Genomic DNA, 26,135 nt, shown 5'->3' on the forward strand with positions numbered 1-26,135 from the left:
GCTTCGGCACGCTTTTTTGTTGTCGCCGATTTCATTCCGTTTATCCGGTATGCGCTTAAACAGCCTGCCTCATTAAGCGCACAATCATCCCAATATGGTCATTCAATAACTATAAACGGGTATTCAATTGATTACGCAACTTGTAACCGCTCGCCGTGAATTGCGTGATATTGTCCCAGCATGGGATGTACTCACACGCGAATCCCTTGAACCTAACGTTTTCTACGAAAGTTGGGCATTGTTACCCGCGTTAGAGGCGTTAGCCACTCAGGATAACGTGGCTGTCTTGCTTGTCTGGTCAGATGCGGCACACTCCCGTTTAACGGGGCTGTTTCCCATGATACAACAGCATACCTACCAAAAATTCCCCGCCTGCCATTGGCTTAACTGGTTGCATCCGCATTGTCCGTTGGGTACGCCCTTGGTACATAAGTTGTATGCCACCGAAACCTTGCAAGCCTTGTTTGACTGGCTGCATGAGCATTCAGGGGCATTGGCGTTTTCACTCAATAAAGTGCCCGCTGACGGTGAGTTTGCTCGACATTTACGGCTGTGCGCTCAACAACATGGCTGTTTATTGAATGAACGTGATACGTGGGCACGGGCGTTATTGACAGCGGGTATTTCTGGTGAAGATTATGTAACGACGCATCAACGCAAAAAGAAACGCAAAGAATACAGCCGTTTGCGGCGACGGCTTGAGGATCTTGGTAAGGTTGAATTTCAAGCCTTACTGCCAGGGCAAGGGCAGGGTTTGAGTGATTGGATCAAGGATTTTTTACACCTAGAGGAAAAAGGTTGGAAAGGACGTGCCTTGACCGCGATGAGTTGCGCTTACGGAGAACGTGAATTTGCGGAAAACTTGATCCGTAATGCAGCAGCTCACGGACAACTGATGATGTTGCGCTTGTTATTGGATGGTAAACCGATTGCCGTCAAGTTAAACCTGACCAGTGCAACGCATGGCAGTTACGCGCTGAAAATTGCTTACCACGAGGATTATGCGGCGTATTCGCCCGGTGTCTTGCTGGAGCTAGAAAATATTTATCGCACCCTTGATGACACACCGCTGGAATGGATGGATTCCTGCGCGATTCCCAATCATCCAATGATCGACCATTTATGGCCTGAGCGTCGCAAGATGGTGAACTTTCACCTGAGTACTCCGCGCGTGTTGAGCAAGCCCTTATTGCATACCATGCAGTTTGTCAAAACGGTTTACCAGTATTACCAAGGCACACGCGTGTGAAGTGTTTAACGATTCAACCGAAACGTTTTAACCAACATTTTCCTGACAGCGGCTTTACGCTGCAACACCATTTGGCGAGTTTGGGGGCGTTTGCATTACCCGCGTTGCTGGCATTGAGTCGGCGAATGCCCGCAGATAGCGTGGAGTACAACGCGGGCACACTCGTACCGGGGCAAGATCCCGCTGCGACCCCGCGTAATGGTTTGAGTATTGAGGAAACCATCGAACGCATTGAACATTGCCAATCGTGGTTGGTGTTGAAGCATGTGGAGCGTGAGCCTATCTACAAAGCCTTGCTGGATGCGTGTTTGGATGAACTGTACCCTCATGCAGCGCAATCATTGAGCGGCTTGCATGATCGGGCAGCTTTCATTTTTATTACGTCACCGGACAGTGTTACGCCGTTTCATTTTGACCCAGAATATAATTTCTTGCTGCAAATTCGTGGCGAGAAAACCATGCACCAATTCGATAAATACGACCGTGGCATCCTGCCGGAAGCAGCGATTGAAGAAAAGTACGTGTATGCGTCATCACACCGTAACCAGCCGTTTCAGGAGGCGTTCCAAGCCAAGGCGCACACGTTTACCCTGAAACCCGGTGATGGTTTGTTTGTGCCAATCAATGCACCGCATTGGGTGCAGAATGGCAAGGAAGTGTCGGTATCGTTCAGCATCACGTTCCATTCAGAACAGTCTGATCGGATTGCACGGCTATATAAATTGAATGGCTTGCTGCGCCGTAAGTTGGGGATAACCCCAACTCCGGTTGGTCAACAGCCACGTAAAGATGCGTTAAAGCATGGCGGTATTATGGCGTTACGTCAGTTGAAAAGCTTGTGGGTTTAACCAACACTGGCTGAACCCTTTTGCCCCAGCATTTCCGGCGTGACTAAGGTAATGCCATTGGGGGTAACACGGAAACGTTTCGCATCCAATTCGCGATCTTCGCCAATTACCGTACCTGCGGGTAATTGACAACCCCGATCAATTACCGCTCGCGTAATGCGGCAGTGTCGCCCAATTTGCGCTTCAGGTAAGACTACCGAGTCTTGTACAGTGCTGTACGAATGCACTTTGACGTTCGAAAACAGCAATGAATTGATCACGCTTGCGCCCGAAATAACGCACCCTGCGGAAACCACTGAATCCAGCGCTTTGCCTTCGCGACCCGGATCGCGGAACACGAATTTGGCGGAGGGTAACTGACGGTGATAGGTGAGAATCGGCCATGTTTCGTCATACAAATTCAGTTCTGGGTTGACGGAGACCAATTCCATATTGGCTTCCCAGAAGGCATCAATCGTACCCACATCGCGCCAGTATGGTTGTTTGCCAGTGATTGGATCACGGAACGGGTAAGCATACACGGCGTGTTCAGCAATGATGGACGGGATAATGTCTTTACCAAAATCACGGCTAGAATCGGGATTTTCAGCATCTTTATGCAATTGTTCAAACAGAAAATCGGTGTTAAAAATATAGTTACCCATCGAGGCTAGTGCGGTATCGCTCGATCCCGGCATCGGTTGTGGATGCTCAGGTTTTTCATCGAAAGCCACTACGCGGTGGTTGTCATCCACCGTCATCACGCCAAAGCCTTTGGCCTCTTCTAGCGATACACCCACGCACGCCACGGTCATATCCGCGCCGTTTTCGACGTGGTAAGCCAGCATTTCGCCATAATCCATTTTGTAAACATGGTCGCCTGACAGCACCAATACGTATTTGGGGCGCAAGGTTTCCACAATGTCGAGGTTTTGGTAAATCGCATCGGCTGTGCCTGCATACCAGTTGCCCGTGGTGCGTTGCGAAGCAGGCAATACTTCCACGAATTCGCCCAATTCAGTGCGGAAATTCGACCAGCCATGCACCAGATGGCGGATCAGGGAATGCGCTTTGTATTGGGTCAAAACACCGATTTTGCGAATACCGGAGTTGACGCAATTGGACAGCGGAAAGTCAATAATGCGAAATTTCCCCCCGAAATAGACGGCAGGCTTAGCACGGCGGTCAGTCAGTTCATATAAACGTGAGCCGCGCCCACCTGCTAGTACCAGCGCTAGCGTTTCCCGCGTTAGCAGGCTGATAAAGCGAGGGTTGTTAGTTGTCATTCAATACGCTCCACAGTCAGTTACTTATTCGTTTAACTGTACGCTGGATTGGCTTCAGTTTCATTACGTGGGGTCAAGAAAGCATGGGGATTTTCTTTAGTCGTACAACATAATGTCGCCAATCGATTGCGCCCACTGCGCAAATGCTGGAATCGCGAACATCTCATCGCCCACCGCCCGCAGCATATCCGACACCAACATCACGCCCATTTCCTTCAACGGAAATGCCTTGGCGTAGTTGAGGATATGTCCGTAAACCACGGCGGCTTCCGGTGTGCCTTTGGCGCGAATCGCCCGACCCACTAGCGACGACGCGACCGCGTATTGCAAATCCACTTCCTTGGGCGCTTTGATGTCTTCGCCACGCAAAATCGCATCCAAATCCGGCATTTGATCGAGGCTATCCACAAACGCTTTCAGCTCAATCCCCGCAGCAGGTCCCACGCAGGCTTGCAACGTTCCCAGCAACAAGGCGGGTGAATCGCTAAATTTTTGCAACGCCCGATGCGCAAATTCCCATGAACGCGGGGTCGGAAACGCGACCGGATTATGTGCCGGATCAAATTTAAACAACTGTTCGGGGCGGAAGCGCAAAAAGCCGATAATGCGTTCGTCGATATTATTTTTGTACGCCCATGCTACCCAGTCATCCAGATTTAAATCGACTTCAAAGTGTGAAAAGCGGTTCGCCAGCGGGGCAGGCATGGTGTAAGTCACGCCTCGGTCGCCTTGGCGATTGCCTGCTGCAAAAATTGCCCAGCCATCCGGTACGCGGTAATCGCCGAGTCGCCGATCCAAAATCAACTGGTAGGCGGCGGCGGACACGCTGGGTACGGCGGAGGTGATTTCATCCAGAAACAGGATGCCTTGTTTACCGTGGCGTTCCTCATTGGGCAGCATGGACGGGATTGCCCATTCCACCAGTGCGTTGTCACGGAAAGGGATGCCGCGTAAGTCGCTTGGTTCCATCTGCGACAAGCGCACGTCAATCACGGGTATGCCATGCCGCACGCCAACTTGTGCAATGATTTGCGACTTGCCGACACCGGGTGCACCCCACAACATCACGGGGGTGTGATGCCCCGCCAACGTGCCGAGAAATTCTTTATCGAGGATGGAACTGAGCGAGCTTGGGCGCATAGGAAATCCTTATTCTGTCGTCACAAAGCGTCCGATCATACGGCTTGCTGACAAAGGTGTGCAAATTGACGCAAAACCCGCGTATCATTTCACGTTTTCGTAACCTTTAACACGATCATGGCAAAGACACCCAAAAAGAAAAGTACCCCCGGTCAAAAAACCATTGCCCTGAACAAACAGGCACGCCACGACTATTACATTGAACAAACCTACGAGGCGGGCATGGTCTTGCAAGGTTGGGAAATCAAAAGTCTGCGTGAAGGGCGTGTGCAACTCAAAGAAAGCTACGTGATTAATGATAAGGGCGAGATGTTTTTATTTGGAGCGCACATTAGCGCCTTGCTCTCCGCCTCCACGCATATCATCCCAGAGTCCACCCGTACCCGTAAATTGCTGCTGCACGGCAATGAGATTTTTAAAATCAATGTCGCGGTGGATCGCAAAGGTTATGCCGTTGTGCCGCTGGCGTTGTATTGGAAAAATAACCGCGTCAAACTCGAAATCGGCTTAGGCAAAGGCAAACAACAACACGACAAACGTGAGAGCGAAAAAGAGCGCGATTGGGGACGTGAAAAAGACCGTATCATGAAGCGACATTAATGCTATTAGATGATTGGCTCAATTGCGTCTGGCATAGTAAGATCAAACCGCTTTGACTACGCTCAAAGAACCCGCATAAATCAAAGGAGAAAGAGAGATGAAATCCACATTGCTTGCACTGAGTGTTGCTTTGGCGTTGAGCCTGAGCATGACTGCCCATGCTGAAGATGCTGTCACCGTTAAAATTGGTCAATCTTCTCCACTGACAGGACCTCAAGCACATATCGGTAAAGACAACGATAACGGCGTGCGCTTGGCGATTGACGAAATCAACGCGACTAAGCCCACGATTGACGGCAAAGTAGTTACCTTTGAAGTCATGAGCGAAGACGACCAAGCCGACCCGAAAACCGCTACCATCGTTGCGCAGCGCATGATTGACGAAGGCATCGTTGGCGTCGTCGGACATTTGAATTCCGGCGCAACCATCCCCGCCTCAAAGGTCTATTCCGACAACAACATTCCACAAATCTCCCCCTCTGCCACTGCCATCAAATACACCGCCCAAGGTTACAAAACCGCGTTCCGCGTCATGACCAATGACGAACAACAAGGCAAAGTATTGGGTGCTTATGCCGCAAAACTGGGCAAGAAAGTCGCGATCATCGATGACCAAACGGCTTACGGGCAAGGTCTGGCGGCTGAAGTTGAAAAAGCCGCTAAAGCAGCCGGTGCAGAAGTGGTTGCGGTTGAACACACCAACGACAAGGCTACCGATTTCAGCGCGATTCTGACGTCCATCAAAGGTAAAACGCCTGATGTGATTTTCTTCGGCGGGATGGATCCACAAGCAGCACCGATTGCCAAGCAAATGCGCCAACTGGGTATGAAGGCACAATTACTCGGTGGTGACGGGATGCAAACCCCTAAATTCATTGAGTTGGCAGGGGCAGATGCGGACGGTGCGATTGCTTCCATCCCCGGTTTGCCGATTGAAAAAATGCCAAAGGGCGCGGATTTCAAAAAGAAGTTTGAAGAAAAGTACGGACAAATCCAGTTATATGCACCGTATGCGTATGACGCGGCTTACGTGATGGTTGATGCAATGAAACGCGCCAATTCCACTGACCCTACCAAATACCTGCCTGAACTGGGCAAAACCAGCCTTGAAGGTGTCACCGGCAAAATCAGTTTTGATGCTAAGGGCGACTTAACCTCTGGGCCAATCACGCTGTACACCGTGAAGGGCGGTAAGTGGGAAACATTGGAGACGGTTCAGCCATAATGGATATTTTCGCACAGCAGCTTGTTAACGGATTAGTGCTGGGCAGTGTGTATGCCTTGGTTGCGCTTGGCTACACATTGGTTTACGGCATTCTGGAATTGATCAATTTTGCCCACGGTGAAACCACCATGATGGGGTCGATGATTGCTTTGGCGGTCATTGGCGCATTGTTTGGGGTAGCCCCCGATTTGCCGGGTATTATGATTGTGTTAGCAGGTCTGCTGGTGGCGATACCTGCGTGTATGTTGCTGGGGTATTCGATAGAGCGGGTGGCGTATCGTCCGCTACGTCATGCCCCACGGCTTGCACCGTTGATTACCGCGATTGGCCTGTCGATTGTGTTGCAAAATGTGGCAATGCTGATTTGGGGTAAGCAATACATTGCGTTCCCCACCACGTTGTTGCCGCAAGGGCGGCATAATGTGTTTGGCGCATCCATTACCGATGTGCAAATTGCCATTCTGGTATTGACCGTGGTCATTATGTTTGGCTTGGTGACCTTGGTGAACCGTACCCGCTTAGGGCGGGCGATGCGGGCAACCGCGCAAGCGCCAGCAGTGGCGCAATTGATGGGGGTTAACGTTAACGCGGTGATTTCCTCGACGTTTATTATTGGCTCGGCACTCGCAGCGATTGCGGGTGTGATGGTCAGTGCAAATTACGGACAAGCCCATTATTACATGGGCTTTTTATTGGGTTTGAAAGCCTTCTCGGCGGCGGTCTTGGGCGGGATCGGCAACCTTGCGGGTGCGATGCTCGGCGGCTTATTGCTGGGGGTACTCGAAGCCTTGGGCGCGGGTTATATTGGCGATTTGACCGGCGGTTTCTTGGGAAGTCACTATCAAGATATTTTCGCCTTCTTGGTGTTGATCTTAGTATTAACACTGAAACCATCAGGCTTGCTGGGGAGTAGAAGCGTTGAACGTGCTTGATTACTTGAAAGGCAAGGCTTGGCTGACCGCCGTTTTATTATTGCTGGGGTTGGTATTGCTGCCGTTTATGGTGGAAGCCAGCCTCGGTAAATCGTGGCTGCGGATTCTCGATTTTGCGTTGCTCTACATCATGTTGGCTTTGGGGCTGAATATCGTGGTGGGTTACGCGGGCTTGTTGGATTTGGGCTACGTCGCGTTCTATGCGGTGGGGGCGTATTGTTGGGCATTACTGGCTTCGCCGCATTTTGGGCTGAATTTGCCGTTTTGGGTGATTTTGCCCACGGGGGCTGCGATTGCAGGTTTGTTTGGGGTATTGCTGGGAACGCCGACGCTGCGCTTACGCGGGGATTATTTGGCGATTGTGACGCTGGGTTTCGGGGAAATTATCCGTATTTTCCTGAATAATTTGAACGCGCCGGTCAACATTACCAATGGGCCGCAAGGCATTACCCAGATTGAGCCGGTCACGATTGCGGGGCTTTCATTGGGCAAGACGCAAGAAATTTTCGGTATCACGTTTTCTTCCCCGCATTTGTATTACTACCTGTTTTTGCTGTTTGTGGCATTGGTGGTATTTGTGTGTATGCGGCTAGAAAATTCGCGCATCGGGCGGGCGTGGGTGGCAATCCGTGAAGATGAAATGGCGGCGGCAGCGGCGGGCATCAATACCCGTAACATCAAGCTATTGGCGTTTGCAATGGGTGCAACCTTTGGTGGTTTGAGCGGCGGTTTGTTTGCCAGCTTCCAAGGCTTTGTTAGCCCGGAAAGTTTTAATTTGATGGAATCCATCATGATCCTCAGCATGATTGTGCTGGGGGGCATGGGCAATATTTACGGGGTGATTTTAGGCGCGTTGCTGGTGACGATGATCCCGGAAGCCTTGCGCTATACCGGCGATTTGCAGCGGGCTGTGTTTGGCGAAGTATTTATTGATCCGGCAGATTTGCGCATGTTGTTGTTTGGAATTGCGTTGGTATTGATGATGCTGTTGCGTCCGGCAGGTTTGCTGCCCTCCAAACTACGGCGGCAAGAATTGGCGGAGGATGCCACATGAGCGATTTGCTCCGCGTTGCCAATGTCTCCAAACATTTTGGCGGTATTAAGGCGCTCACCGATGTCAGTTTTACGGTGCGTAAGGGTGAAATCTTCGGGGTGATTGGCCCGAATGGGGCGGGTAAAACCACGCTGTTCAATGCGCTGACCGGGTTGTATCAGCCGGACACGGGCGCGATTGATTTGGTGGGTACGTCCTTGTATCGGCGTAAACCGCACGAAATCCTCAAAGCAGGTTTTGCACGTACCTTCCAGAATATCCGTTTGTTCCACAATATGACCGCGCTGGAAAACGTGATGGTGGGGCGGCATACGCGCACCACGTCCGGCGTACTCGCGGCATTGCTGCACACGGCGCACAACCGCAAGGAAGAGCGGGATTGCATGGCTTATGCCCAGCAATTGCTCACCCGCGTTGGGATTGGCAAGCATACCCACACGTTGGCAAAAAACTTGTCGTATGGCGACCAACGCCGTTTGGAAATTGCGCGTGCGTTAGCCAGCGAACCGAAATTGCTGGCACTCGACGAACCTGCCGCTGGCATGAATCCTAACGAGAAAAACGCTTTGCGTGACCTGATGGTGAGTTTGCGTGAGGAAGGTTTAACCCTGATGCTGATTGAGCACGATGTGAAACTGGTCATGGGTATTTGCGACCGCTTAGTCGTGCTGGATTACGGGCAGAAAATTGCCGAAGGTACGCCCGATGTCGTGCGCCACGATCCGAAAGTGATTGCGGCCTATTTGGGCGGGGAGGTTGTTGTATGAACCTGCTTTCCGTGCAAAACCTGTGCGTTAATTACGACAGTATTCGTGCCGTTAAAAGCATTAGCTTTGAGGTGCAGCAAGGTGAAACTGTGTGCCTGATCGGGGCGAACGGTGCGGGTAAGACCACTACGCTGAAAACTTTGAGTGGTTTGTTACCCGCGCATTCTGGCGAGATGATGTTTGATGGCAAACGCTTGAATGCGATGCCTGCCTACCAGATTGCGGCCTTGAATTTGGCGCTTGTGCCGGAAGGGCGCGGTATTTTCACCCGCATGACAGTGTTGGAAAACCTGCTGATGGGCGCGTACAACCGTACCGACCGCGCCAATGTGCAGCGCGAAATCAACGACATCTACGCGCTGTTACCTCGGCTGGCGGAACGTCATCAGCAACAGGCGGGGTTGCTGTCTGGCGGCGAACAGCAAATGCTGGCGCTGGCGCGTGCGATGCTTTCCAAACCGAAATTGCTGATGCTCGACGAACCCAGCATGGGGCTTGCGCCGATCATGGTGCAGACGATTTACAGCATTATCCAAACCATTGCCAAACAGGGTATTACCATTTTGCTTGTGGAACAGAATGTGCGGCTGGCACTCGGCATTAGCCAGCGCGGTTATGTGATGGAACACGGCGAAATTACCTTGAGCGGCGCATCCCAGACCCTTGCGGATGACCCCGCTGTCCAAGCCGCTTATCTCGGTGAACTGTGAGCAATACACTGATGTACACACCTGCCTTGGAAAACCTGCGCATCGTCATGGTGGAAACCTCGCACCCCGGTAATATTGGTTCGGCGGCGCGTGCCATGAAAGTGATGGGGATTAAGGACTTGCGTTTGGTATCGCCGCGTAAGCCGTTTTCACAGGAAACCTTTGCGCTGGCATCCGGCGCGAATGACATTATTGAGCAGGCGAAAATCGTGCCGACTTTGCAGGATGCGCTGGCGGATTGCCAGATCGTGATCGGGGCGAGTGCGCGTTCTGAACGTACTTTGCAATGGCCGCAGATGGATGCGCGGGAATGCGGCACGTTTGTGGCGGAACATTTGCCGCAGCAGCAGAAAATTGCGCTGGTGTTTGGGCGTGAACGCACGGGCTTGACCAATGAAGAGCTGGATCATTGCAATACGCTGGTGCATATCCCGATGGCGTTTGATTTTCTGTCGCTGAATATTGCGATGGCGATTCAGGTGCTGACGTATGAATGTTCGACGGCGGTGCGGATGGCAACTCCGACAGAAGCTGGCATTGCTGATGCGGATGAGGCATTGGCGAGTGGTGAGGCGATGGAGGGGTTTTATACGCACCTTGAGCAGTCGATGATTGATACGCGCTTTCTTGACCCGGAAAACCCGCGTTTGTTGATGCGGCGGATGCGGCGGCTGTTTGGGCGGGCGGGGGTGACGGTGAGTGAGATGAATATCTTGCGCGGGATGTTGGCGGCGTTTGCGGGGCGGAAGTTTCGGGAGCGGTCGTGATTAATACACCTGAAACAACTGCCGATGATGGTTAGTTTGAGCGCAAATTCGGCAATATTGCCGTGCCGGATTGCCATCAGCCGGATAGTGAAAACGGCTGCCACATGCCTTACAACGCGCCTGCACCAAAGGAATTGCCTCGCCGCTTGTCGCCTGCTCCATCGGCCTAACCTCAACCGCATCCCGCTCACACACATCCACACAAATCCCACATCCCGTGCAACGTTCTGCCTGAATCTGGTAAGCAAGGGCTTGCCCATCATCGCGCTTCTCCAATTGCAACGCCTGATGTGGGCAAAGCTGCACACACGCATCACAGCCATTACACTTTGCCACGCTAAACGTCGGTACGAAGGGAATTAACGGCAAAGCCACGGGTAGCGCCATGCTTTGCTCGGCGGAAAACGTCAGTGCTTTGCGCAAAAACTGACGGCGATTGATCACGGGCGTGACCTCCACCACCGGGCTATGCCCCACTAACGCCGACTCAGTACAAGCCACGACACACAAGCCGCAGCCATCACAACGCGCCGTATCAATTTTCAGGCTGGCATCATCCAGCGACCACGCCTCACGCGGGCAAGCCTCCACGCAACGTGCACAACTTGCCACTTCGCAAAGGCTGTGGACGCAACGTTCAGCAATCACTTCCGGGATCGTCCATTCCCGCTTTAATTGTTGCAGCCAACCCGGTGACAAACTCATGGCTTACCAGCTTGGCGCAACGCCGGGGTAGAATTTCACTGGCTGGGGGTGTGATGCTGTCAGTTGTTGCGCCCGCAACTGCGCTTCGATTTCTTCATGGCTCAGGCGTGGTACACCGAGCGTTTCCGCCAGCAAATCACGGGTATGTTCGACATATACCGCCGTTTCCTGCGCCAACTCGGCATAAAATGCGGTGGCACAGCGTTGCGCCACCCGTTGCGCAAACGGTAACAGCCAGCGCAATAGGTGTTCATCCAGAAAGCGGGCGGCTTCTGCCAACAATTGCGGGTTATTCTCCACAGTGGCTTTTTCCAGCAAGAAGGCCACGAACAGCAACTGGTTCACCAGATGGTCATCCGCCATGATTCGCCAGTTGGGGACAGCCAAGCCGTGCCGCGCATACCATTCGCGTACCTCGAACATCGGTTGCTGGCACACCAGTTCCTCATCGTCCAGCCACACCGATTCTTGCGGCGAACTGTGGAATTTGCCGTGGAGGTAGATGTCGGCGAAGTCGCAAGCGAGATCATCGCGCAGGGTGTCCGAATGAACCTGTTCCCGCGTCAATTCCGTGGCGTGCAAATCCGCCAGCAACCGTAAGTCATTGGCTATATCCAGCATTACTTCGGCTCCTTGGGTGGTTCTTTGGGTGCATCCACTGCATCCACCCGCCCATTGCTATGCGCGATAAACACGATGGAAGGGTTAGTCAATTCCGGGTCTGCCATGCTTTTGACCTGACGTACCAGCTTATCCTTTTCGTGTGGAGCCATTGCCTTGGTGGGGTAAGTGGCTTCGCGCAGCTTGTCGATGGGACCAATATCGAGCACCCGCATCATGCACGCCATCACGCAATACGGTTTGCGCCCCGCATCAATCTCATCCACACACATATTGCACTTGGAGACGATGTTCTGTTCGGGGATGAATTGCGGCGCACCATACGGGCAAGCGGCTTCACAGCGGCGGCAGCCAATGCACAGGCTGGAATCAATATCGACGATGCCATCTTTTTTGCGCTTGTAAATCGCCCCCGTCGGGCAGGTCGGCAAACACGCGGGTTCGGCGCAATGGTTGCACGACATATTGACCTTGTAGGCATACACCGCTGGGTAAGTGCCGCCTTCCACGTACATCACGCGGCGGAAACGTGGCCCCGGTGCTAGACCGTTTTTGTCCTTACAGGCAATTTCGCAAGCGCGGCAACCAATGCAATCCACATTATTGTGGATGAAACCCAACTGCTGGGTAGGCACAACAGGCGTGTAAACCTCTTTTTTGTGCCGCACGATGGCTTCCTTGATGGTGGCTTTGTCCTGTAATACGGGATTCTTGGGTACTGGCTCGTTTGCCATAGGGAATTCTCCTCGAAAGATTACAGGTCACGCCGGAACACATGGCTGCGGGCAGTTGCCAGCCTGTCCCAACCGGGTTTGTGTGCAAGGTCGGTTTTCTGGATACTTGCCAGCACCGTGTTATAGGCAAACGAACCAGCGGGGCTGGGTTCGTCCAGCGTCAGCATGTCGGGGTTGCCGGAACGGTCGATACCGTTTTCATCCAGATCCAGCCACGCGCCTTCGTAGATCACCAGCACGCCGGGCATACAGCGTTCGGTCACATACGCGGGAACCACCACCTTGCCACGATCATTGAACACCTCCACGGTATCGCCCGTCTTGATGCCGAGCTTTTTGGCATCGGAAGCGTTGATGGTGACTTCCTGTTCGTAGGTTTCGCGCAGCCAGCCGATATTGTTGAAAATCGAATGGGTACGGTGGCGCGGGTGCGGCGAAATTAAATGGAACGGGTGTTTGGCGGTCTTTTCCTTGTCGCCCAAGTATTCAAACGGCTCAATCCATTTGGGGATGGCAGGAATTTCATAGCCGTAAGCCGTTTTTGTCCAGTCATCGTATTGTGCCAACTGTCCCGAAAAGATTTCGATCTTGCCGGACGCAGTAGGCCACGGCACGCCTTTTTCCACGTTATCCTGAAACGCAACGTGGGGGCGATCCAGCTTGAATTTGTAGATGCCGTATTTCTGGAATTCTGCCCACGACATGTCAACGTGTTGGTGTGCCATGACTTTGTGTTCCCACCATTCTTGCAGGTAAGCGTTATCCACAGCATCGTTGTATAGGAAGTAATCGCGGTTGGCTTTGGGATTATAACGCTTGCCAAACTGATCACCGCCTAGCCGGTAAGCCAGTTCGGTGTAGATTTGCAGGTCGGTTTTACTTTCACCTAGCGGTTCAATCACTTTAGGGCGGTGGATGTAGTAATGCCCCTTGTACCACGGCAACGCCACGTCATGGCGTTCAAAATGGGTGGCGATAGGGAACAACACATCCGCATACAAGCCGGACGGGGTAATGGTGGAATCATTGCACACCACCAAGTCCAGCTTGTTGATTGCCTGAATTTCTTTATTGATATTGGTGAGCTGGTTAAACCAGTCTGAGCCTTGCCAGAAAATGCCGCGAATATTGGGAATCACTCCATCACCCGCCTTGCCACCCGGCCATAAGCCGATTTCCTCGCGCTTCACATTCGGGTAGTTCAACACGCAGTGCGCCCAACGATCCGATTTGATGGATTCGTAAAACACATTGGCGAATTCATCGTAAGGGTAGGCAACCCCTTCGGCGTGCCATGCCTTGCCGATGCCTTCCGCACAACCACCGAGGATGCCGATATTGCCGGTCATGGACTGCAACGCCGCTGCCATGCGGTTGTATTGTTCGCCATAGGCATTGCGCCCCGGCGCCCATGAGGCTTTGAGCGCGGCGGGTTTGGTGGTGGCGTATAATTGCGCCAGTTTCTTAATATCGTCGGCGGAAACACCGCAGATTTCTGCTGCCCATTCCGGGCTTTTCGGGGTGTTGTCGTATTTGCCGAGGATGTAATCCTTGAAGTTTTCCTTGTCCTTCGCCCAGTCGGGCATTGTGCCTGCATCCATGCCCTGCACAAATTTGTTGATGAAGTTCTGGTCTTGCAGGTTGCTGGTAAAAATGTGGTGCGCCATCCCTGCCATCATTGCCGCATCGGTATTGGGGCGGATCGGAATCCACCACGCATCATACGCAGACGCGGAATCGGTGTATTGCGGGTCAACCAGCACAAACTTGCAGCCGTTCTGCTTCGCCATGCGCATGTAGTAGAAGGTGTTGCCGCCGTGGAAGGTATACGCCGGATTCCAGCCCCACATAATGATCAGTTTGGAATGCGCAAACGTGTCATCTTCGTTGCCATCCTCAATCGTACCGAAGGTGGTTTGGAGCTGAATTTCGTTCCCTCATACGACGGCACTGACCATGAACTGGTGCGGCAGCCGTACATACCTAAGAAACGTGCCTGCAAACCTTCGATCTGGTCGGATTTGTGCAGCACGCCATAAGATGCACCAGCATAAGCCTGATCGAGCAGGGCGGTGGGACCGTATTTGCTTTTCAGCTCCTCCATCTTGCCAGCGACGTGATCAAGTGCTGCATCCCATGAAGCGCGTTTGAATTTGCCTTCGCCACGCTTGCCAGTGCTGATCATGGGGTAGAGCAGGCGTTCCTGCGAATACAGGCGCGAACGGTAGGAACGTCCGCGTAAACAGGCACGCATTTGCGGTTCTTCAAAGGTATCTTTGCCGAATTCGCCGCCTTTCTGGTAACGCCCATCGTCGGTGGAAAGGCGCACGATTACGTCGCCTTTTTTATGTGCCACCAGCATGTGGCGCGACCCGCAATTGTGGGCGCAACTGGTGACGACTGTGGTCAGGTCGTTGTCGCGTGGGTAAGGTTCATACGCAAACGCCTTGGCTTCCTTGGGTTTGAGCGTCAGCCCACCCGCTGCAATGGCGGCAGAACCGACTGCGGTGGTTTTGAGGAAGCTGCGCCGATCCATCTTCAGGGCGGATTTCAGCTTGTCTTGCCAGCTTGGTTCACTCATGGCTTGCTCCCTTCAATCAAGAAACGTAGGTCGGATTCGGTGGGGCGGTCTTTCGCCCATTCAGGGACGGTTGCGCCTGCTCCCGGCCAAGCGTGGCGGGGGTAGGGGAAACTGGTGCGATACCATGCGCGTCCGCCGTGGCAGCCGTAGCAAGAATCGCTGTTGGCAACACCTTCTTGTTCAATCCCTGCGGCATTGAGGAAATTGACCTTGTGGCGGGTGGTGCGGATCGCTGCATGGCAGAGTAAACAGTTGTTCTGGAAGCCGACACCGCTTTCATGCCAAGGCCCTGGCAAGCCCATGTTCTGGTAGGGAAATTGCCCGTGGCACATCAAACAGGTATTCGGGTCAACCATTTTGCGCATGGTTAAATCGGTTGGGCTGTCAGCCGCCGTGCCGGACACTTCGTCGCGGGGGTTATTACCCTGATGGCAGGTGGTGCAGCTCATATTGGCAACTTTTTTGATGAAAGGCGCAGTCAGGTGACGTTGGTGGAAGGTCATTTGCTCGCCGTCGTAGGTATCGAGGGTTTGATACCACGCGAGGGTGCTGACCTTTTTTAAACCTGCGGGGGAAGCGTCACGGGTGTTGGTATCCAACACTTCCTGATGGCATTTCAGGCAGTCGGCATCCGTGGCTTTGTCGATGGCAGGTTTGAAATGGATGGGGTCGTAGCGGGCGCTTTGGTAATCGCTGGTAATTGGGGGCGCGGCGGCTACTGTGGGTGTCGCGGGTGCTTCTGGTTGCGGTGCTGCTGTTGTTGTTTTTGTAGTGGTTGTAGTGGCGGTGCTGGGTTCAGCGGCGGGTGCGCTATTGGAGTTTGACATGAAATGTACGCTGAACCCTCCCACAACCGCAATGACAAGAGCGAGTACGCCGACCCACCATTTATCCGTACCTGCATTCATGAATGTGACTCCTTGGTAAAAGCCTCTCTCCCTTGGCAGGAGAGAGGCTGGGGTGAGGGGAATTTTTTATTTAGCTGGTGGTGTCCACGTTTGACCTTGCATCCCAGACATGCCGTTCATACCGCCCATGCCGGACATTCCGTTCATGCCACTCATACCATCCATGCCTTGCATCCCAGACATGCCGTTCATACCTGACATGCCGTTCATCCCAGACATGCCATTCATGCCGCCCATGCCGTTCATACCTGACATGCCATTCATGCCGCCCATGCCGGACATGCCATTCATGCCGCCCATGCCGGACATGCCGTTCATCCCAGACATGCCATTCATGCCGCCCATTCCGTTCATCCCTGACATCCCACTTTGGGCATCAGCCCATTCAACACAGACCATTGCTGGGTTGCCGCTCATTCCCGACATACCATTCATGCCGGACATTCCGTTCATGCCGGACATTCCGTTCATCCCACCCATGCCGTTCATCCCAGACATGCCATTCATGCCTTGCATCCCACCCATACCGGACATGCCGTTCATCCCAGACATGCCATTCATGCCTTGCATCCCACCCATGCCGGACATGCCGTTCATACCTGACATGCCATCCATGCCGGACATTCCGTTCATCCCCGACATGCCATTCATGCCATTCATGCCAGACATTCCGTTCATACCTGACATGCCACCCATACCGGACATTCCGTTCATCCCCGACATGCCTGTTTGAACAGGAACCCATTTGGTACAAACTTTGTTACCAGACATCCCCGACATGCCGCCCATGCCGGACATTCCGTTCATCCCAGACATGCCGTTCATACCGCCCATGCCGGACATTCCGTTCATCCCCGACATGCCATCCATGCCTTGCATCCCATTCATGCCACCCATGCCAGACATCCCGTTCATGCCTTGCATGCCACCCATGCCGTTCATGCCTTGCATCCCACCCATGCCAGACATCCCGTTCATGCCTGACATGCCGCCCATGCCTTGTTGTTGTTCAGCAAACACTACGGGGAAAGCAGCATCGCACCGACCAACATAGCCAAGGTTTTTTTAACAAACTGTTTCATTTGAAGTCTCCATTGAAAGGTTAACTAACGGTTACGTTTTGGAACTTTACTTGTCGGTATGCCAGCCGCGCAGATCGTAAGGCGGAGTCATGCCAGCATGGGTGAAGGGGCTAAACCAATTGCCCTGATTTTCCAGAAAGTGCAGCGAAGCGGGGTAAGGTTGTGCCACGCCAGTTAACGCGGTTGCGTACCAAGCCGCATCTTTCTGGACCTCAGTAATGGCGGGAGCAGTGGCGGGACGTTCAGCCGGGTTTGTGCCTGCGATATAGGTAATCTCGCCTGCCTGTGCTGTAGTAGCCAGCAGTGCGAACAGGAAATGGTGCATTCGCATGTCGAGTTCTCTCCTCTCTCATATCCTTCATCCACTTGCCATATAGCAGGAACTGTGCCAGATGCTGAAAATAAAACATAACTATTTAATAAATAAAGATTTATTTGTTATTTTCTGGTTGATTTTAAATCTTGTAGACCATGAGCTTATGACAAGATGTCATCATGTGAATGACATCTTGTCACGCCAGAAGTTGATCGAGACATTTTGTCATAATGTGCGCTACACTCGTTATTACTAAAATAGGGAGTTATTTCGTGCCTATGCCTACGCAACACCTGAGCCGCCGCTTTATCGTCTTCCTGTTTGGGGTATTGGGGCTGGTGTCGGTGTGTTTTTTGCTGATGTTTTACTATTTCTACAGTGCGCAGATTGCGGATGAGCGTACCCAAGCCTCGCATTCGGTGAGTCTGTTGCTGAAGTCGTCGCTGGAACGCGCCATGTTGCGCCGCGACTTGCCCGGTTTGCGCGATATTATCAGCGACTTGGGTAAGCAGGAGGGGGTGAAAGAAGTGATGATCCTCAATCCGGCGGGTGAGGTGCGCTTTGCGTCGCAACCACAACGTTTGGGGCAAACGGAAGCCGCCATCATTCAGCAATTTTGCCCGAACTGCACTCCCGCGAACCTGCCGCTCGAACCTGTGACCCGTTTCTTTACCCCGAACGCGGGCGGTGAATTACTGCGTACTTTCCACCCGGTCAGGAACAAGCCGGAATGTATGCAATGCCACGGTAATCCCGCATCCCACCCCGTCAACGGCATTCTGGTGGTGGATTACGATGCTGCGCCGATTCGCGAGAAAGGTTGGGTAAACATCCTGATGTTGACCGGTGCAGGAGCGGTTGCAGTGCTGTTTAGCGCGGGCGCGGCATGGTGGTTTATGCGGCGTTATGTGTTGCAACCGATCAGCAGCCTCGATACCGCCAGCCATGCCTTGTCGCAAGGCAATCTCGCCGCCCGCGTCCCCGTGCGTGGCAAGGATGAAATGGCTAACCTCGCCAGCACTTTCAACCACATGGCAGAACGCTTGCAACACAGCCATCAGGTGCTGCAAAGCCGCGAACAGTTCCTGCAAGGTTTGATTGATGCAGTGCCGGACGGAGTGCGGGTGATCGACCCGTATTTCCAGATTGTGCTGGCAAACCGTGCTTATGCGGAACAATGTGGTGTTGCCTGCCCGGAAACCTTGCGCCAGCAGTACTGTTATAAGGTCACTTACCAGCGCGACACGCCTTGCCCGCCATCGTTGCGTAGTTGCCCGCTGGCGATGCTGAGTGCCGAACAACCAACCCTGAAATTCATGGAAACCCTGCATCGGGCGGATACGTCCTTGTTATCCACCGAAGTCTACGCGGCGCGTTTACCCGTGGTTGCTGGGGAAGCGGTTGCCTCAGAATGTCTGGTGGTGGAATCAGTACGCGATCTGGACAAAGCCGTGCAGTATTCGCACGAACAAAAACTTGCCTCGCTGGGTGAACTGGCAGCCGGTGTTGCCCACGAAATCCACAACCCGTTGGCATCGGTGCGCATTGCGCTGCAAGCCAGCGACCAGATACTGGATACTTCACAGGAAAATGTCACGGAGCTGAAAGATTACCTGCATTTGGTAGACGAACAAGTGGAGCAATGCCTCAACGTGACCCGCCGTCTGATGAAGCTTGGCACGCTTGCCAGCGGTCATCCCGAATTGGTGGAGGTGAACGGTGTGATTCGCGAAACCCTGTCGCTGTTGCGTTTCGAGCGTGAACAACAGGGGATTGGCGAAGCGTTGCAACTGGATTCAAGCAATCCGCGCATCCTCGCGGCGGATAACGATGTGCGTATGATTATCCTGAATTTGGCACAAAATGCCTTCCACGCTATGCCAGCGGGCGGCGAATTGCGTGTCATCACCCGCAAACAGGGTGCTACGGTTGAGATTCGGGTGGAAGACACTGGCACGGGTATTCCCGACGCGATTTTGGCACATATTTTCGACCCGTTTTTCAGCCGTCGCCATGACCAACGCGGCACAGGGCTGGGGCTGACCATTACCCGCACGCTGGTCAAACAACATGGCGGGCAAATACAGGTGGCTGAACATGCGGCGGGCAAGACGGCATTTGTGCTGCATTTCCCGGATGCGGATGACGTGCCAAACGTGACTCAGGAGGCAGCATGATTCCCTTGGTATTGGTGATTGACGACGACGTAACCCTAAACCGCCTGATGGTGGGGCAGCTCAACCGGATGGGGCACGCGGCAACCGGGGTACATTCGTGGGCGGCGGCGCAGGCGTATTTGCAACAGCATGACCCGCATCTGGTGTTGCTGGATTGCCAGTTACCGGATGCGCGGGGGCGCGATATTTTGCCGCAATTGGTCGGGGATTGCCCGGTGATCATTATTACCGCTTATGGCAGCGTCAAGGAGGCGGTCGGGGCAATGCAGGCGGGAGCGGCTGAATACTTGCTCAAGCCGGTGAATCTGGACGAGTTGCAACTGATGATCCGCAAAGTGCTGGACGCGCACAGCATGAAACAGGAATTTCTCTACCTCAAAGAGCAGGTGCAAAAGCGCAAGTCCTTCATGGTCGGGCAAAGCCCTGCCTTGAAGGAGGTGGAAAACATGATTGGTGCGGTTGCCCCCAGCATGATGACGGTGCTGATTCAGGGCGAAAGCGGGGTCGGTAAGGAATTGGTTGCTCGCGAAATCCACGAACGCAGCCAAGTCGCCAGCCGCAGTTTCGTCGCCTTGGATTGCTGCACCATGCAGGAAAACCTGTTTGAGTCGGAACTGTTCGGGCATGAAAAAGGCGCGTTTACCGGTGCTGACCGCCAGAAAAAAGGGCTGATCGAAAGTGCCGAAGGTGGCACGCTGTTTCTGGATGAAATCGGCGAAATTACCCCCGCCATCCAAGCCAAGTTGTTACGGGTGCTGGAAACCGGACGCTTCCGGCGGCTGGGTGGTACGCGTGATTTGAGTGCCAATGTGCGGGTAGTTGCCGCCACCAACCGCGATTTACTGGCAATGTCGCAGGAAGGCACGTTCCGGGCGGATCTGTTTTACCGCCTGAATGCCTTTACCATTTACGTGCCGCCGTTGCGCCAACGCAGTGACGATATTCCGGCATTGGTGAAGCATTTCATCAATAACCACGACTTTTCGCGGCGGGTTAACAAGCACTTGAGCGAGGAGGCGTTGGCAAAACTGGTGGTGTACCCTTGGCCGGGGAATATTCGTGAACTCAAAAACATGGTGGAACGGGCGATTATCCTGTCAGGCGATACGGCGCGGATTTTGCCGGGGCATATTATGTTGAGTGATGGTGTGGTATCCACTACTGCTGCGCCCGCCAGCAAGGGTGTGAGTTTGGACTTTGAACAGATACCCACGTTGGACGATCTGGAAAAACATTACCTACACTTGTTGCTGGATAAATTCAACGGGCATCGCGGCAAGGTGGCGCGGACGCTGGGGATTAGTGAGCGCAATGTGTACCGCTTGCTGAAAAAGTACGAATTTATGCAAGCCTGAGCGATTAAGTCTAGTATTAACATTTAATAATATACTGGAGTTGCGTTAGAATATCGGCATGGCAAGAATCTTCATCTCCGCGACCCACAAATCCTCAGGCAAGACCACGCTTTCGATTGGTCTGTGCGCTGCTTTGCACGCTCAAGGCTTGCGGGTACAGCCGTTCAAAAAAGGCCCTGATTACATTGATCCGCTGTGGCTTGGTGCTGCCAGCCAGCGTCCTTGCCACAACCTCGATTTCAATACCATGATGTCGGATGAGATTATCCAGACGGTGCAACATTATTCGCTGGATGCTGATATTGCGCTGATCGAGGCGAATAAGGGCTTGTACGATGGTATGGCGCTGGATGGTACTGACAGCAATGCCGCCATTGCCAAACTGACCCGTTCGCCCGTTATTCTGGTGGTGGATTCGCGGGGGATGACCCGTGGGGTAGCGCCGCTATTGCTGGGTTATCAGGCATTTGATCGGGAAGTGGATATTGCCGGAATTATCTTCAACCGTGTGGGTGGGGCGCGTCATGCCAGCAAGCTGCGTGAGTCCGTTGAGCATTACACCGACATTAAGGTGTTGGGGGCGGTGCAGAATAACCCGGAAATGGAGATTGAGGAACGTCATCTGGGGTTGATGCCCAGCAATGAGAGCGGTGAGGCGGAGGCGCAGATTGCGCGGATTCGGGCGCTGGTGGCGGAGCAGGTGGATTTAGGGATGTTGTTGGGGATTGCGGAACGGACGGCGGATGTAGGGACGCGATTTATCGCACCCTCCCCATACATTCCTACTTCTCCACCGCTCCGCATCGGTATCTGCCAAGACCCCGCCTTCGGTTTTTACTACCCCGGCGACCTCGAAGCTCTCCAACAAGCAGGCGGAACCCTCGTTCCCGTCAACACTCTGCAAGACACAGCTTTGCCCGCCATCGACGGCTTGTTCATTGGCGGTGGTTTCCCCGAAACCCACATGCAGCAACTCGCCGCGAATACATCCATGCGCGAATCCATCCGCACCGCCATCGACAACGGCTTGCCCACTTACGCCGAATGCGGTGGCTTGATGTACCTTTCTCGCCGCATCATCTGGAATGGGCAGCAAGCGGATATGGTCGGCGTGATCCCCGGCGATGCGGTCATGCACCCCAAGCCCCAAGGCAGGGGTTACGTGAAATTGCAGGAAACCGCCGATATGCCGTGGCCGGGTGGTGACACGCTGCACACCATCAACGCGCATGAGTTCCACTACTCGCGCCTTGAGAATTTGACCGCAACAGGTAAATTCGCCTACCGTATGCGGCGCGGAACCGGCATCGACGGTCAACACGATGGCTGGGTCTACCGCAATTTGTTAGCCTCTTACACGCACATGCGCGACACCTCGCAATTTCGCTGGGCGCAGCGTTTTGTTGAATTTATCCGCCAGACTCAAAGGAACACTACTGCATGATCACCGTTACTCCCGCCGCCGCTACCCAGGTTCGTACTGCTTCGGTACAAGGTAATGCCATTGGCTTGCCGTTACGCATTGCTATCCAAAAGAAGCCAGATGGTGGTTTCCATTACCTGATGGGCTTTGATGATCAAAGCAAAGACGGCGACCAGACCATCGAATCCGCAGGCGTGGTGTTAGTCGTGGATGCTGCTTCCCAACCTTTGGTGGCAGGAATGACATTGGACTATGTGGAAATTGATGGCAAACTAGAGTTCGTATTCGTGAACCCGAACGATCCAAACTACCGCGCTCCACAGGTATAAGTCCATGCAAGAAACCGTCGTCAAACTGCCGATTTCCACCACGCTGAAACAGCCAGCGGAGGTTGATGACACGGTTGCTTCTACCTCCCGCAATACGTACTGGGCGAGCCAAGAAGGTCGCCCGGTCATTGATCTGCCTTGGCAAGCACAAATCAGTTTGCTGGTGCTGTTTTTTACCTTCACGGTGATTGGGGCAGTGTATTTCTGGGCAACCAGTAGCCACGCCAACTACGCTTGGGTCGCGCCTGTGATGACGGGCTTGTGGATCGTAGCGGGTGTTGGTGTCTTGTCGTTGCTGTATTGGGTCTGGCGGGAGTTTTCGCGGTTTGGCACGGAATTGTCACGCTGGGCGATTCGTTTACGTAAAGGCGATTTGAGTGCGCGGATGCTAATTTCCGGTAAAAGCTGCCCTTCGCGCAAAATTCGTGAGCAAATCAACGCGATTACCGAAGATTACCATGCGCTGTCGCGAATGCAGCAAAAGCGTATGGATAGGCAAGAAAAGTACCTCGCTCAGAAAAAACGTCACCTCAGCATCCTGTATGAAGTGGCGAGTTGTGTGAATCGTGCCGATGGTCTGGAAGACTTGCTGAAGTGTTTTTTGCAAACCCTCAAAGATGTGATCAAAGCGGAAGCCGTGACGGTGCGTCTGTTTGATCGCGAAGGTAATTTGCGTTTGGTGTCGAGCCTTGGTCTGAATGTGAATGCTATTAAACTCGAAGAGACACTGCCTTCACCCAGTTGTTTATGCGGCAGTGCGGCAGGTGAGCGCGACATCAAGATGCGCAATGATGTGGCAAAATGCAACATGATCATTGGGCAGCCTTTGTGTATTGGCAATCAAGATCTCGAAATGCTGGCGATTCCTTTGCAATACCGTGACAAGGTGTTAGGCGTTTACAATTTATTCATCCGCAAAGGGCGTTACGACAAGCTCGAAGATGACGAATTATTGCTGAGTATTGGGCAGCATTTGGGCATGGCGATTGAAAAAGCCAACAGCGACGAAGACATGCGTAAGCTCTCAATCATGGAAGAACGTACCCGCATGGCGCACGAATTGCACGATTCCCTTGCCCAAACTCTTGCCAGTTTGCGTTTCAAAGTGCGCCTACTGGATGACTCGTTCAATCGCGGTGCAGAAGCCGATATGTGGCACGAGTTGGAGGTATTGGAAAATACCATCGACGAAGCCTATGCCGAGTTACGTAGCCTGATTACGGATTTCCGTGCGCCGATTGATGGCAAGGGTATCCTGCGGGCGGTGGAACGTTTGACGGAACGTTTCCGCTTAGAAACGGGGTTGGAAGTATTCTTCTACCACAATTGGGCATTGAAAGATTTGTCCCGAGAGGTAGAGCTGGAAGTGATTCGCATTGTGCAGGAATCACTCACCAATATCCGTAAACACAGTCAGGCGTCCACCGTGCGCTTGCTGTTGCACAGTAATGAAGAAGGGCGGTGCAGCATTCTGGTGGAAGATGATGGCATTGGTTTGCCTGACCCACTGCCCGAACCCAACCCGACGACGGGTGAACACATCGGTTTACGCATTATGCAGGAGCGGGCGGAAAAGATCGGTGGTGAGATACAGTTTGAAAGTGAGCCGGGTGAGGGTACACTGATACAACTAAACTTCGAAGCACCGCCAACTAAGAAGCTTTCTGACTTATTTGGTGTGTGACCTGCCTGAATGACCACAGTAACAAGCGACTCCACATGAATGAAAAAGTATTGCTGATTGATGATCACACCCTGTTCCGTGCAGGTTTGGAAGACTTACTGACGCGGCGCGGTATTCGCGTCGTGGCTGCCGTTGGTAGTGGTGATGAGGGGTTAATAGCGGCAGCGAATCTCGCGCCTGACATCGTATTGCTGGATATGCGAATGCCACAAATGGATGGTTTGAGTGTATTGCGGCAATTACGCAAGAATCACCCAAGCCTGCGGGTGGTGATGTTGACGACTAGCAGTAATGAAAATGATTTGGTGGAAGCCTTGCGGAGTGGGGCGCGGGGTTACTTGCTCAAAGACATTGAACCCGATGAATTAGTCGTGGCATTACGTGAAATTGTCGCAGGCAAAACCGTGGTTGCTCCTGAACTTGCCCCCGTACTCGCCCGCGTTGTGCAGGGTGGGGATGCGCGGGGTAATGATGAGAAACTTGCCAACCCGTTTTCTGAATTGACCCCGCGTGAATACGAAATCCTCATGTTATTAGCTGAAGGGCAAAGCAATAAAGTGATTGCGCGTAATCTCGGCATTTCTGATGGTACGGTCAAGCTGCATGTAAAAGCGATCCTGCGTAAGTTAAACGTTAGTTCGCGAATTACAGCGGCTGTCATGGCGGTCGAACACGGCATTCGTTCAGAAGCCGCTAACGCCGAACATTAAGACTTCTTCCCTTTGATTTAGATGATTGAAACACTTATGTCCCAGAAAACCTTTGCGGCGCTGGTTGCTGCTGCGTTGCCTCAAATCCACGAGTTGATGCCGTGGGATGTGGAGGAGATGCGCACTCAGCATCCCGATTTACTGATTGTCGATATTCGTGAGGCGGATGAATATAACGCAGGGCATATTGCCGATTCCCTGCATGTGCCGCGCGGGATTCTGGAGGCATCGTGCGATTGGGGCTATTCCGATACCATTCCCGCCTTGGTGCAAGCGCGGGATAAGCCGGTGGTATTAGTCTGCCGTTCGGGCAATCGCACGGCATTAGCGGCGCTAACCCTGCATGGGATGGGCTACCAACAGGTGTATTCCATGAAGACGGGCGTGCGTGGTTGGAACGATTACGAGCTGCCGTTGCTGAATCAGCAGGGCGAGCAGGTGGATATTGATTTAGCGGATGGAGAACTCAATCCGCCCGTGCGCCCGGATCAGTTTGAGCCTAAAACCTAGTGGTTGTATGTTTATAGCCACATATTAATAAAATCAACGGCTTTCTTGTCTCTTTAATGATACAATCCTGAAAAATTGTGTAGCAAAGCCCCTATTGCATCGATAAATTCAGGAAACTTAAGATGAAACAAGATATGCGTCATGTGTTTTGGTGTTCGCTGGCATTGGCTGTCAGCGTGTCGTTGTCGGGATGTTCGTTACTGCCTGATGCAGTGTCAGATACCATTTCCAATCTCAACCCTTTCCAGCAACAAACGGAAGTTCCGTCTGAAGCTGCACCCACGAAAGAAGTTGTGCCGCCGCCTGCGGCTAGCATTCGCGTCCAGGCTAAACCGCCAGCGCCACCTAAGGGGGTGGCGGGTTTAGAAGTGAATGTCGGCAATAACAAACAATGTACCACTTTCTGCGCGATTCCGATGCGCAAGCCTGCGGCAAAATAAGTG

General features: G+C 53.0%; 27 protein-coding genes. 17 read left to right on the top strand and 10 right to left on the bottom strand.

Annotated elements, in window-relative coordinates; translation table 11 throughout:
* The first annotated feature begins 127 nt into the window (after nt 1–127).
* Together J1836_RS02655 and J1836_RS02660 are read left to right on the top strand one after the other, a co-directional pair.
* Nucleotides 128–1,249, top strand: a complete 1,122-nt coding sequence (locus J1836_RS02655) for a GNAT family N-acetyltransferase (protein ID WP_207249337.1) — start codon at nt 128–130, stop codon at nt 1,247–1,249.
* Nucleotides 1,246–2,097 (top strand): cupin-like domain-containing protein, encoded by an 852-nt coding sequence (locus J1836_RS02660; RefSeq protein WP_207249338.1) that lies wholly within the window; start codon nt 1,246–1,248, stop codon nt 2,095–2,097. Before J1836_RS02655 ends, J1836_RS02660 begins: the two co-directional genes overlap by 4 nt.
* Here J1836_RS02660 and glgC read toward each other — a convergent pair.
* Together glgC and J1836_RS02670 are read right to left on the bottom strand one after the other, a co-directional pair.
* The gene (gene glgC, locus J1836_RS02665; protein WP_207249339.1) at nt 2,094–3,362 is read right to left on the bottom strand and encodes a glucose-1-phosphate adenylyltransferase; all 1,269 of its coding nucleotides are present in this window, start codon (nt 3,360–3,362) and stop codon (nt 2,094–2,096) included. The two genes, J1836_RS02660 and glgC, sit on opposite strands and share 4 nt — an antisense overlap.
* Nucleotides 3,363–3,458: 96 nt before the next feature.
* Nucleotides 3,459–4,502: an AAA family ATPase gene (locus J1836_RS02670; RefSeq protein ID WP_207249340.1), complete on the bottom strand. Its 1,044-nt coding sequence runs from the start codon at nt 4,500–4,502 to the stop codon at nt 3,459–3,461.
* Between the two features lie 117 nt (nt 4,503–4,619).
* On the opposite strand from J1836_RS02670, the gene smpB reads away from it, so the two are divergent.
* The 7 genes from smpB to J1836_RS02705 all read left to right on the top strand — a co-directional run bounded on the left by smpB (nt 4,620) and on the right by J1836_RS02705 (nt 10,557).
* Nucleotides 4,620–5,102: an SsrA-binding protein SmpB gene (gene smpB, locus J1836_RS02675; RefSeq protein ID WP_207249341.1), complete on the top strand. Its 483-nt coding sequence runs from the start codon at nt 4,620–4,622 to the stop codon at nt 5,100–5,102.
* A 97-nt stretch (nt 5,103–5,199) separates the two neighbouring features.
* Nucleotides 5,200–6,327 carry a branched-chain amino acid ABC transporter substrate-binding protein gene (locus J1836_RS02680; RefSeq protein WP_207249342.1) on the top strand — a complete coding sequence of 376 codons (1,128 nt, stop codon included), beginning with the start codon at nt 5,200–5,202 and terminating at the stop codon, nt 6,325–6,327.
* A complete protein-coding gene (locus J1836_RS02685) occupies nt 6,327–7,259 on the top strand; it encodes a branched-chain amino acid ABC transporter permease (RefSeq protein WP_207249343.1) in 933 nt (310 codons plus the stop codon). Before J1836_RS02680 ends, J1836_RS02685 begins: the two co-directional genes overlap by 1 nt.
* Nucleotides 7,260–7,326: 67 nt before the next feature.
* Nucleotides 7,327–8,313, top strand: a complete 987-nt coding sequence (locus J1836_RS02690; RefSeq protein WP_207249646.1) for an ABC transporter permease subunit — start codon at nt 7,327–7,329, stop codon at nt 8,311–8,313.
* Nucleotides 8,310–9,080, top strand: coding sequence for an ABC transporter ATP-binding protein (locus J1836_RS02695; RefSeq protein ID WP_207249344.1), 771 nt, complete (start codon nt 8,310–8,312; stop codon nt 9,078–9,080). Before J1836_RS02690 ends, J1836_RS02695 begins: the two co-directional genes overlap by 4 nt.
* Entirely contained in the window at nt 9,077–9,790 is a 714-nt protein-coding gene (locus J1836_RS02700; protein WP_207249345.1) for an ABC transporter ATP-binding protein, read from the top strand. The genes J1836_RS02695 and J1836_RS02700 overlap by 4 nt, the downstream gene beginning before the upstream one ends.
* Nucleotides 9,791–9,801: 11 nt before the next feature.
* Nucleotides 9,802–10,557 carry an RNA methyltransferase gene (locus tag J1836_RS02705; RefSeq protein ID WP_207249346.1) on the top strand — a complete coding sequence of 252 codons (756 nt, stop codon included), beginning with the start codon at nt 9,802–9,804 and terminating at the stop codon, nt 10,555–10,557.
* On the opposite strand, the gene J1836_RS02710 is transcribed toward J1836_RS02705, so the two are convergent.
* From J1836_RS02710 to J1836_RS02740, 8 genes are all read right to left on the bottom strand, one after another.
* Nucleotides 10,558–11,262: a 4Fe-4S binding protein gene (locus J1836_RS02710; protein WP_207249347.1), complete on the bottom strand. Its 705-nt coding sequence runs from the start codon at nt 11,260–11,262 to the stop codon at nt 10,558–10,560.
* Between the two features lie 3 nt (nt 11,263–11,265).
* Entirely contained in the window at nt 11,266–11,883 is a 618-nt protein-coding gene (locus tag J1836_RS02715) for a TorD/DmsD family molecular chaperone (protein ID WP_207249348.1), read from the bottom strand.
* Nucleotides 11,883–12,617, bottom strand: coding sequence for a 4Fe-4S dicluster domain-containing protein (locus J1836_RS02720; protein ID WP_207249349.1), 735 nt, complete (start codon nt 12,615–12,617; stop codon nt 11,883–11,885). The genes J1836_RS02715 and J1836_RS02720 overlap by 1 nt, the downstream gene beginning before the upstream one ends.
* Nucleotides 12,618–12,637: 20 nt before the next feature.
* Nucleotides 12,638–14,467, bottom strand: a complete 1,830-nt coding sequence (locus tag J1836_RS02725) for a molybdopterin-containing oxidoreductase family protein (protein ID WP_242632670.1) — start codon at nt 14,465–14,467, stop codon at nt 12,638–12,640.
* Between the two features lie 5 nt (nt 14,468–14,472).
* Complete coding sequence (locus tag J1836_RS21395; protein ID WP_242632671.1) at nt 14,473–15,198, bottom strand: molybdopterin-dependent oxidoreductase; 726 nt, start codon at nt 15,196–15,198, stop codon at nt 14,473–14,475.
* Nucleotides 15,195–16,106 carry a hypothetical protein gene (locus J1836_RS02730; RefSeq protein ID WP_207249350.1) on the bottom strand — a complete coding sequence of 304 codons (912 nt, stop codon included), beginning with the start codon at nt 16,104–16,106 and terminating at the stop codon, nt 15,195–15,197. The genes J1836_RS21395 and J1836_RS02730 overlap by 4 nt, the downstream gene beginning before the upstream one ends.
* Before the next feature lie 66 nt (nt 16,107–16,172).
* Nucleotides 16,173–17,126: a hypothetical protein gene (locus J1836_RS02735; RefSeq protein WP_207249351.1), complete on the bottom strand. Its 954-nt coding sequence runs from the start codon at nt 17,124–17,126 to the stop codon at nt 16,173–16,175.
* Between the two features lie 108 nt (nt 17,127–17,234).
* A complete protein-coding gene (locus tag J1836_RS02740; RefSeq protein WP_207249352.1) occupies nt 17,235–17,519 on the bottom strand; it encodes a hypothetical protein in 285 nt (94 codons plus the stop codon).
* A 263-nt stretch (nt 17,520–17,782) separates the two neighbouring features.
* Between J1836_RS02740 and J1836_RS02745 the strand changes: the two genes are divergently transcribed.
* The 8 genes from J1836_RS02745 (at nt 17,783) to J1836_RS02780 (ending at nt 26,132) form a co-directional block, all read left to right on the top strand.
* A complete protein-coding gene (locus J1836_RS02745) occupies nt 17,783–19,681 on the top strand; it encodes an ATP-binding protein (RefSeq protein WP_207249647.1) in 1,899 nt (632 codons plus the stop codon).
* Nucleotides 19,678–21,036: a sigma-54-dependent transcriptional regulator gene (locus tag J1836_RS02750; protein WP_207249353.1), complete on the top strand. Its 1,359-nt coding sequence runs from the start codon at nt 19,678–19,680 to the stop codon at nt 21,034–21,036. Before J1836_RS02745 ends, J1836_RS02750 begins: the two co-directional genes overlap by 4 nt.
* Before the next feature lie 58 nt (nt 21,037–21,094).
* On the top strand, nt 21,095–22,480 hold the full coding sequence (locus J1836_RS02755; protein WP_207249354.1) for a cobyrinic acid a,c-diamide synthase CobB: 1,386 nt from the start codon (nt 21,095–21,097) through the stop codon (nt 22,478–22,480).
* Nucleotides 22,477–22,788, top strand: a complete 312-nt coding sequence (locus J1836_RS02760; RefSeq protein ID WP_207249355.1) for a HesB/IscA family protein — start codon at nt 22,477–22,479, stop codon at nt 22,786–22,788. Before J1836_RS02755 ends, J1836_RS02760 begins: the two co-directional genes overlap by 4 nt.
* 4 nt (nt 22,789–22,792) lie before the next feature.
* Nucleotides 22,793–24,472, top strand: coding sequence for a GAF domain-containing sensor histidine kinase (locus J1836_RS02765; RefSeq protein ID WP_207249356.1), 1,680 nt, complete (start codon nt 22,793–22,795; stop codon nt 24,470–24,472).
* Nucleotides 24,473–24,507: 35 nt separating this feature from the next.
* Nucleotides 24,508–25,182 carry a response regulator gene (locus J1836_RS02770; protein WP_207249357.1) on the top strand — a complete coding sequence of 225 codons (675 nt, stop codon included), beginning with the start codon at nt 24,508–24,510 and terminating at the stop codon, nt 25,180–25,182.
* A gap of 36 nt (nt 25,183–25,218) precedes the next feature.
* Nucleotides 25,219–25,692 (top strand): rhodanese-like domain-containing protein, encoded by a 474-nt coding sequence (locus tag J1836_RS02775; RefSeq protein ID WP_207249358.1) that lies wholly within the window; start codon nt 25,219–25,221, stop codon nt 25,690–25,692.
* Nucleotides 25,693–25,814: 122 nt separating this feature from the next.
* Nucleotides 25,815–26,132, top strand: a complete 318-nt coding sequence (locus tag J1836_RS02780) for a hypothetical protein (RefSeq protein WP_207249359.1) — start codon at nt 25,815–25,817, stop codon at nt 26,130–26,132.
* Nucleotides 26,133–26,135: the final 3 nt, after the last annotated feature.

Origin of the sequence: Thiothrix fructosivorans, assembly GCF_017349355.1 — a bacterium.
GTDB lineage: Bacteria > Pseudomonadota > Gammaproteobacteria > Thiotrichales > Thiotrichaceae > Thiothrix > Thiothrix fructosivorans.

What these genes read in the sequence shown, in the direction of transcription:
- glgC (WP_207249339.1), bottom strand. Translation starts at nt 3,362, where the DNA reads ATGACAACTAACAACCCTCGCTTTATCAGCCTGCTAACGCGGGAAACG.
- J1836_RS02670 (WP_207249340.1), bottom strand. Translation starts at nt 4,502, where the DNA reads ATGCGCCCAAGCTCGCTCAGTTCCATCCTCGATAAAGAATTTCTCGGC.
- smpB (WP_207249341.1), top strand. Translation starts at nt 4,620, where the DNA reads ATGGCAAAGACACCCAAAAAGAAAAGTACCCCCGGTCAAAAAACCATT.
- J1836_RS02680 (WP_207249342.1), top strand. Translation starts at nt 5,200, where the DNA reads ATGAAATCCACATTGCTTGCACTGAGTGTTGCTTTGGCGTTGAGCCTG.
- J1836_RS02685 (WP_207249343.1), top strand. Translation starts at nt 6,327, where the DNA reads ATGGATATTTTCGCACAGCAGCTTGTTAACGGATTAGTGCTGGGCAGT.
- J1836_RS02690 (WP_207249646.1), top strand. Translation starts at nt 7,327, where the DNA reads ATGGTGGAAGCCAGCCTCGGTAAATCGTGGCTGCGGATTCTCGATTTT.
- J1836_RS02695 (WP_207249344.1), top strand. Translation starts at nt 8,310, where the DNA reads ATGAGCGATTTGCTCCGCGTTGCCAATGTCTCCAAACATTTTGGCGGT.
- J1836_RS02700 (WP_207249345.1), top strand. Translation starts at nt 9,077, where the DNA reads ATGAACCTGCTTTCCGTGCAAAACCTGTGCGTTAATTACGACAGTATT.
- J1836_RS02705 (WP_207249346.1), top strand. Translation starts at nt 9,802, where the DNA reads ATGTACACACCTGCCTTGGAAAACCTGCGCATCGTCATGGTGGAAACC.
- J1836_RS02710 (WP_207249347.1), bottom strand. Translation starts at nt 11,262, where the DNA reads ATGAGTTTGTCACCGGGTTGGCTGCAACAATTAAAGCGGGAATGGACG.
- J1836_RS02715 (WP_207249348.1), bottom strand. Translation starts at nt 11,883, where the DNA reads ATGCTGGATATAGCCAATGACTTACGGTTGCTGGCGGATTTGCACGCC.
- J1836_RS02720 (WP_207249349.1), bottom strand. Translation starts at nt 12,617, where the DNA reads ATGGCAAACGAGCCAGTACCCAAGAATCCCGTATTACAGGACAAAGCC.
- J1836_RS02725 (WP_242632670.1), bottom strand. Translation starts at nt 14,467, where the DNA reads ATGTGGGGCTGGAATCCGGCGTATACCTTCCACGGCGGCAACACCTTC.
- J1836_RS21395 (WP_242632671.1), bottom strand. Translation starts at nt 15,198, where the DNA reads ATGAGTGAACCAAGCTGGCAAGACAAGCTGAAATCCGCCCTGAAGATG.
- J1836_RS02730 (WP_207249350.1), bottom strand. Translation starts at nt 16,106, where the DNA reads ATGAATGCAGGTACGGATAAATGGTGGGTCGGCGTACTCGCTCTTGTC.
- J1836_RS02740 (WP_207249352.1), bottom strand. Translation starts at nt 17,519, where the DNA reads ATGCGAATGCACCATTTCCTGTTCGCACTGCTGGCTACTACAGCACAG.
- J1836_RS02745 (WP_207249647.1), top strand. Translation starts at nt 17,783, where the DNA reads ATGCCTACGCAACACCTGAGCCGCCGCTTTATCGTCTTCCTGTTTGGG.
- J1836_RS02750 (WP_207249353.1), top strand. Translation starts at nt 19,678, where the DNA reads ATGATTCCCTTGGTATTGGTGATTGACGACGACGTAACCCTAAACCGC.
- J1836_RS02755 (WP_207249354.1), top strand. Translation starts at nt 21,095, where the DNA reads ATGGCAAGAATCTTCATCTCCGCGACCCACAAATCCTCAGGCAAGACC.
- J1836_RS02760 (WP_207249355.1), top strand. Translation starts at nt 22,477, where the DNA reads ATGATCACCGTTACTCCCGCCGCCGCTACCCAGGTTCGTACTGCTTCG.
- J1836_RS02765 (WP_207249356.1), top strand. Translation starts at nt 22,793, where the DNA reads ATGCAAGAAACCGTCGTCAAACTGCCGATTTCCACCACGCTGAAACAG.
- J1836_RS02770 (WP_207249357.1), top strand. Translation starts at nt 24,508, where the DNA reads ATGAATGAAAAAGTATTGCTGATTGATGATCACACCCTGTTCCGTGCA.
- J1836_RS02775 (WP_207249358.1), top strand. Translation starts at nt 25,219, where the DNA reads ATGTCCCAGAAAACCTTTGCGGCGCTGGTTGCTGCTGCGTTGCCTCAA.
- J1836_RS02780 (WP_207249359.1), top strand. Translation starts at nt 25,815, where the DNA reads ATGAAACAAGATATGCGTCATGTGTTTTGGTGTTCGCTGGCATTGGCT.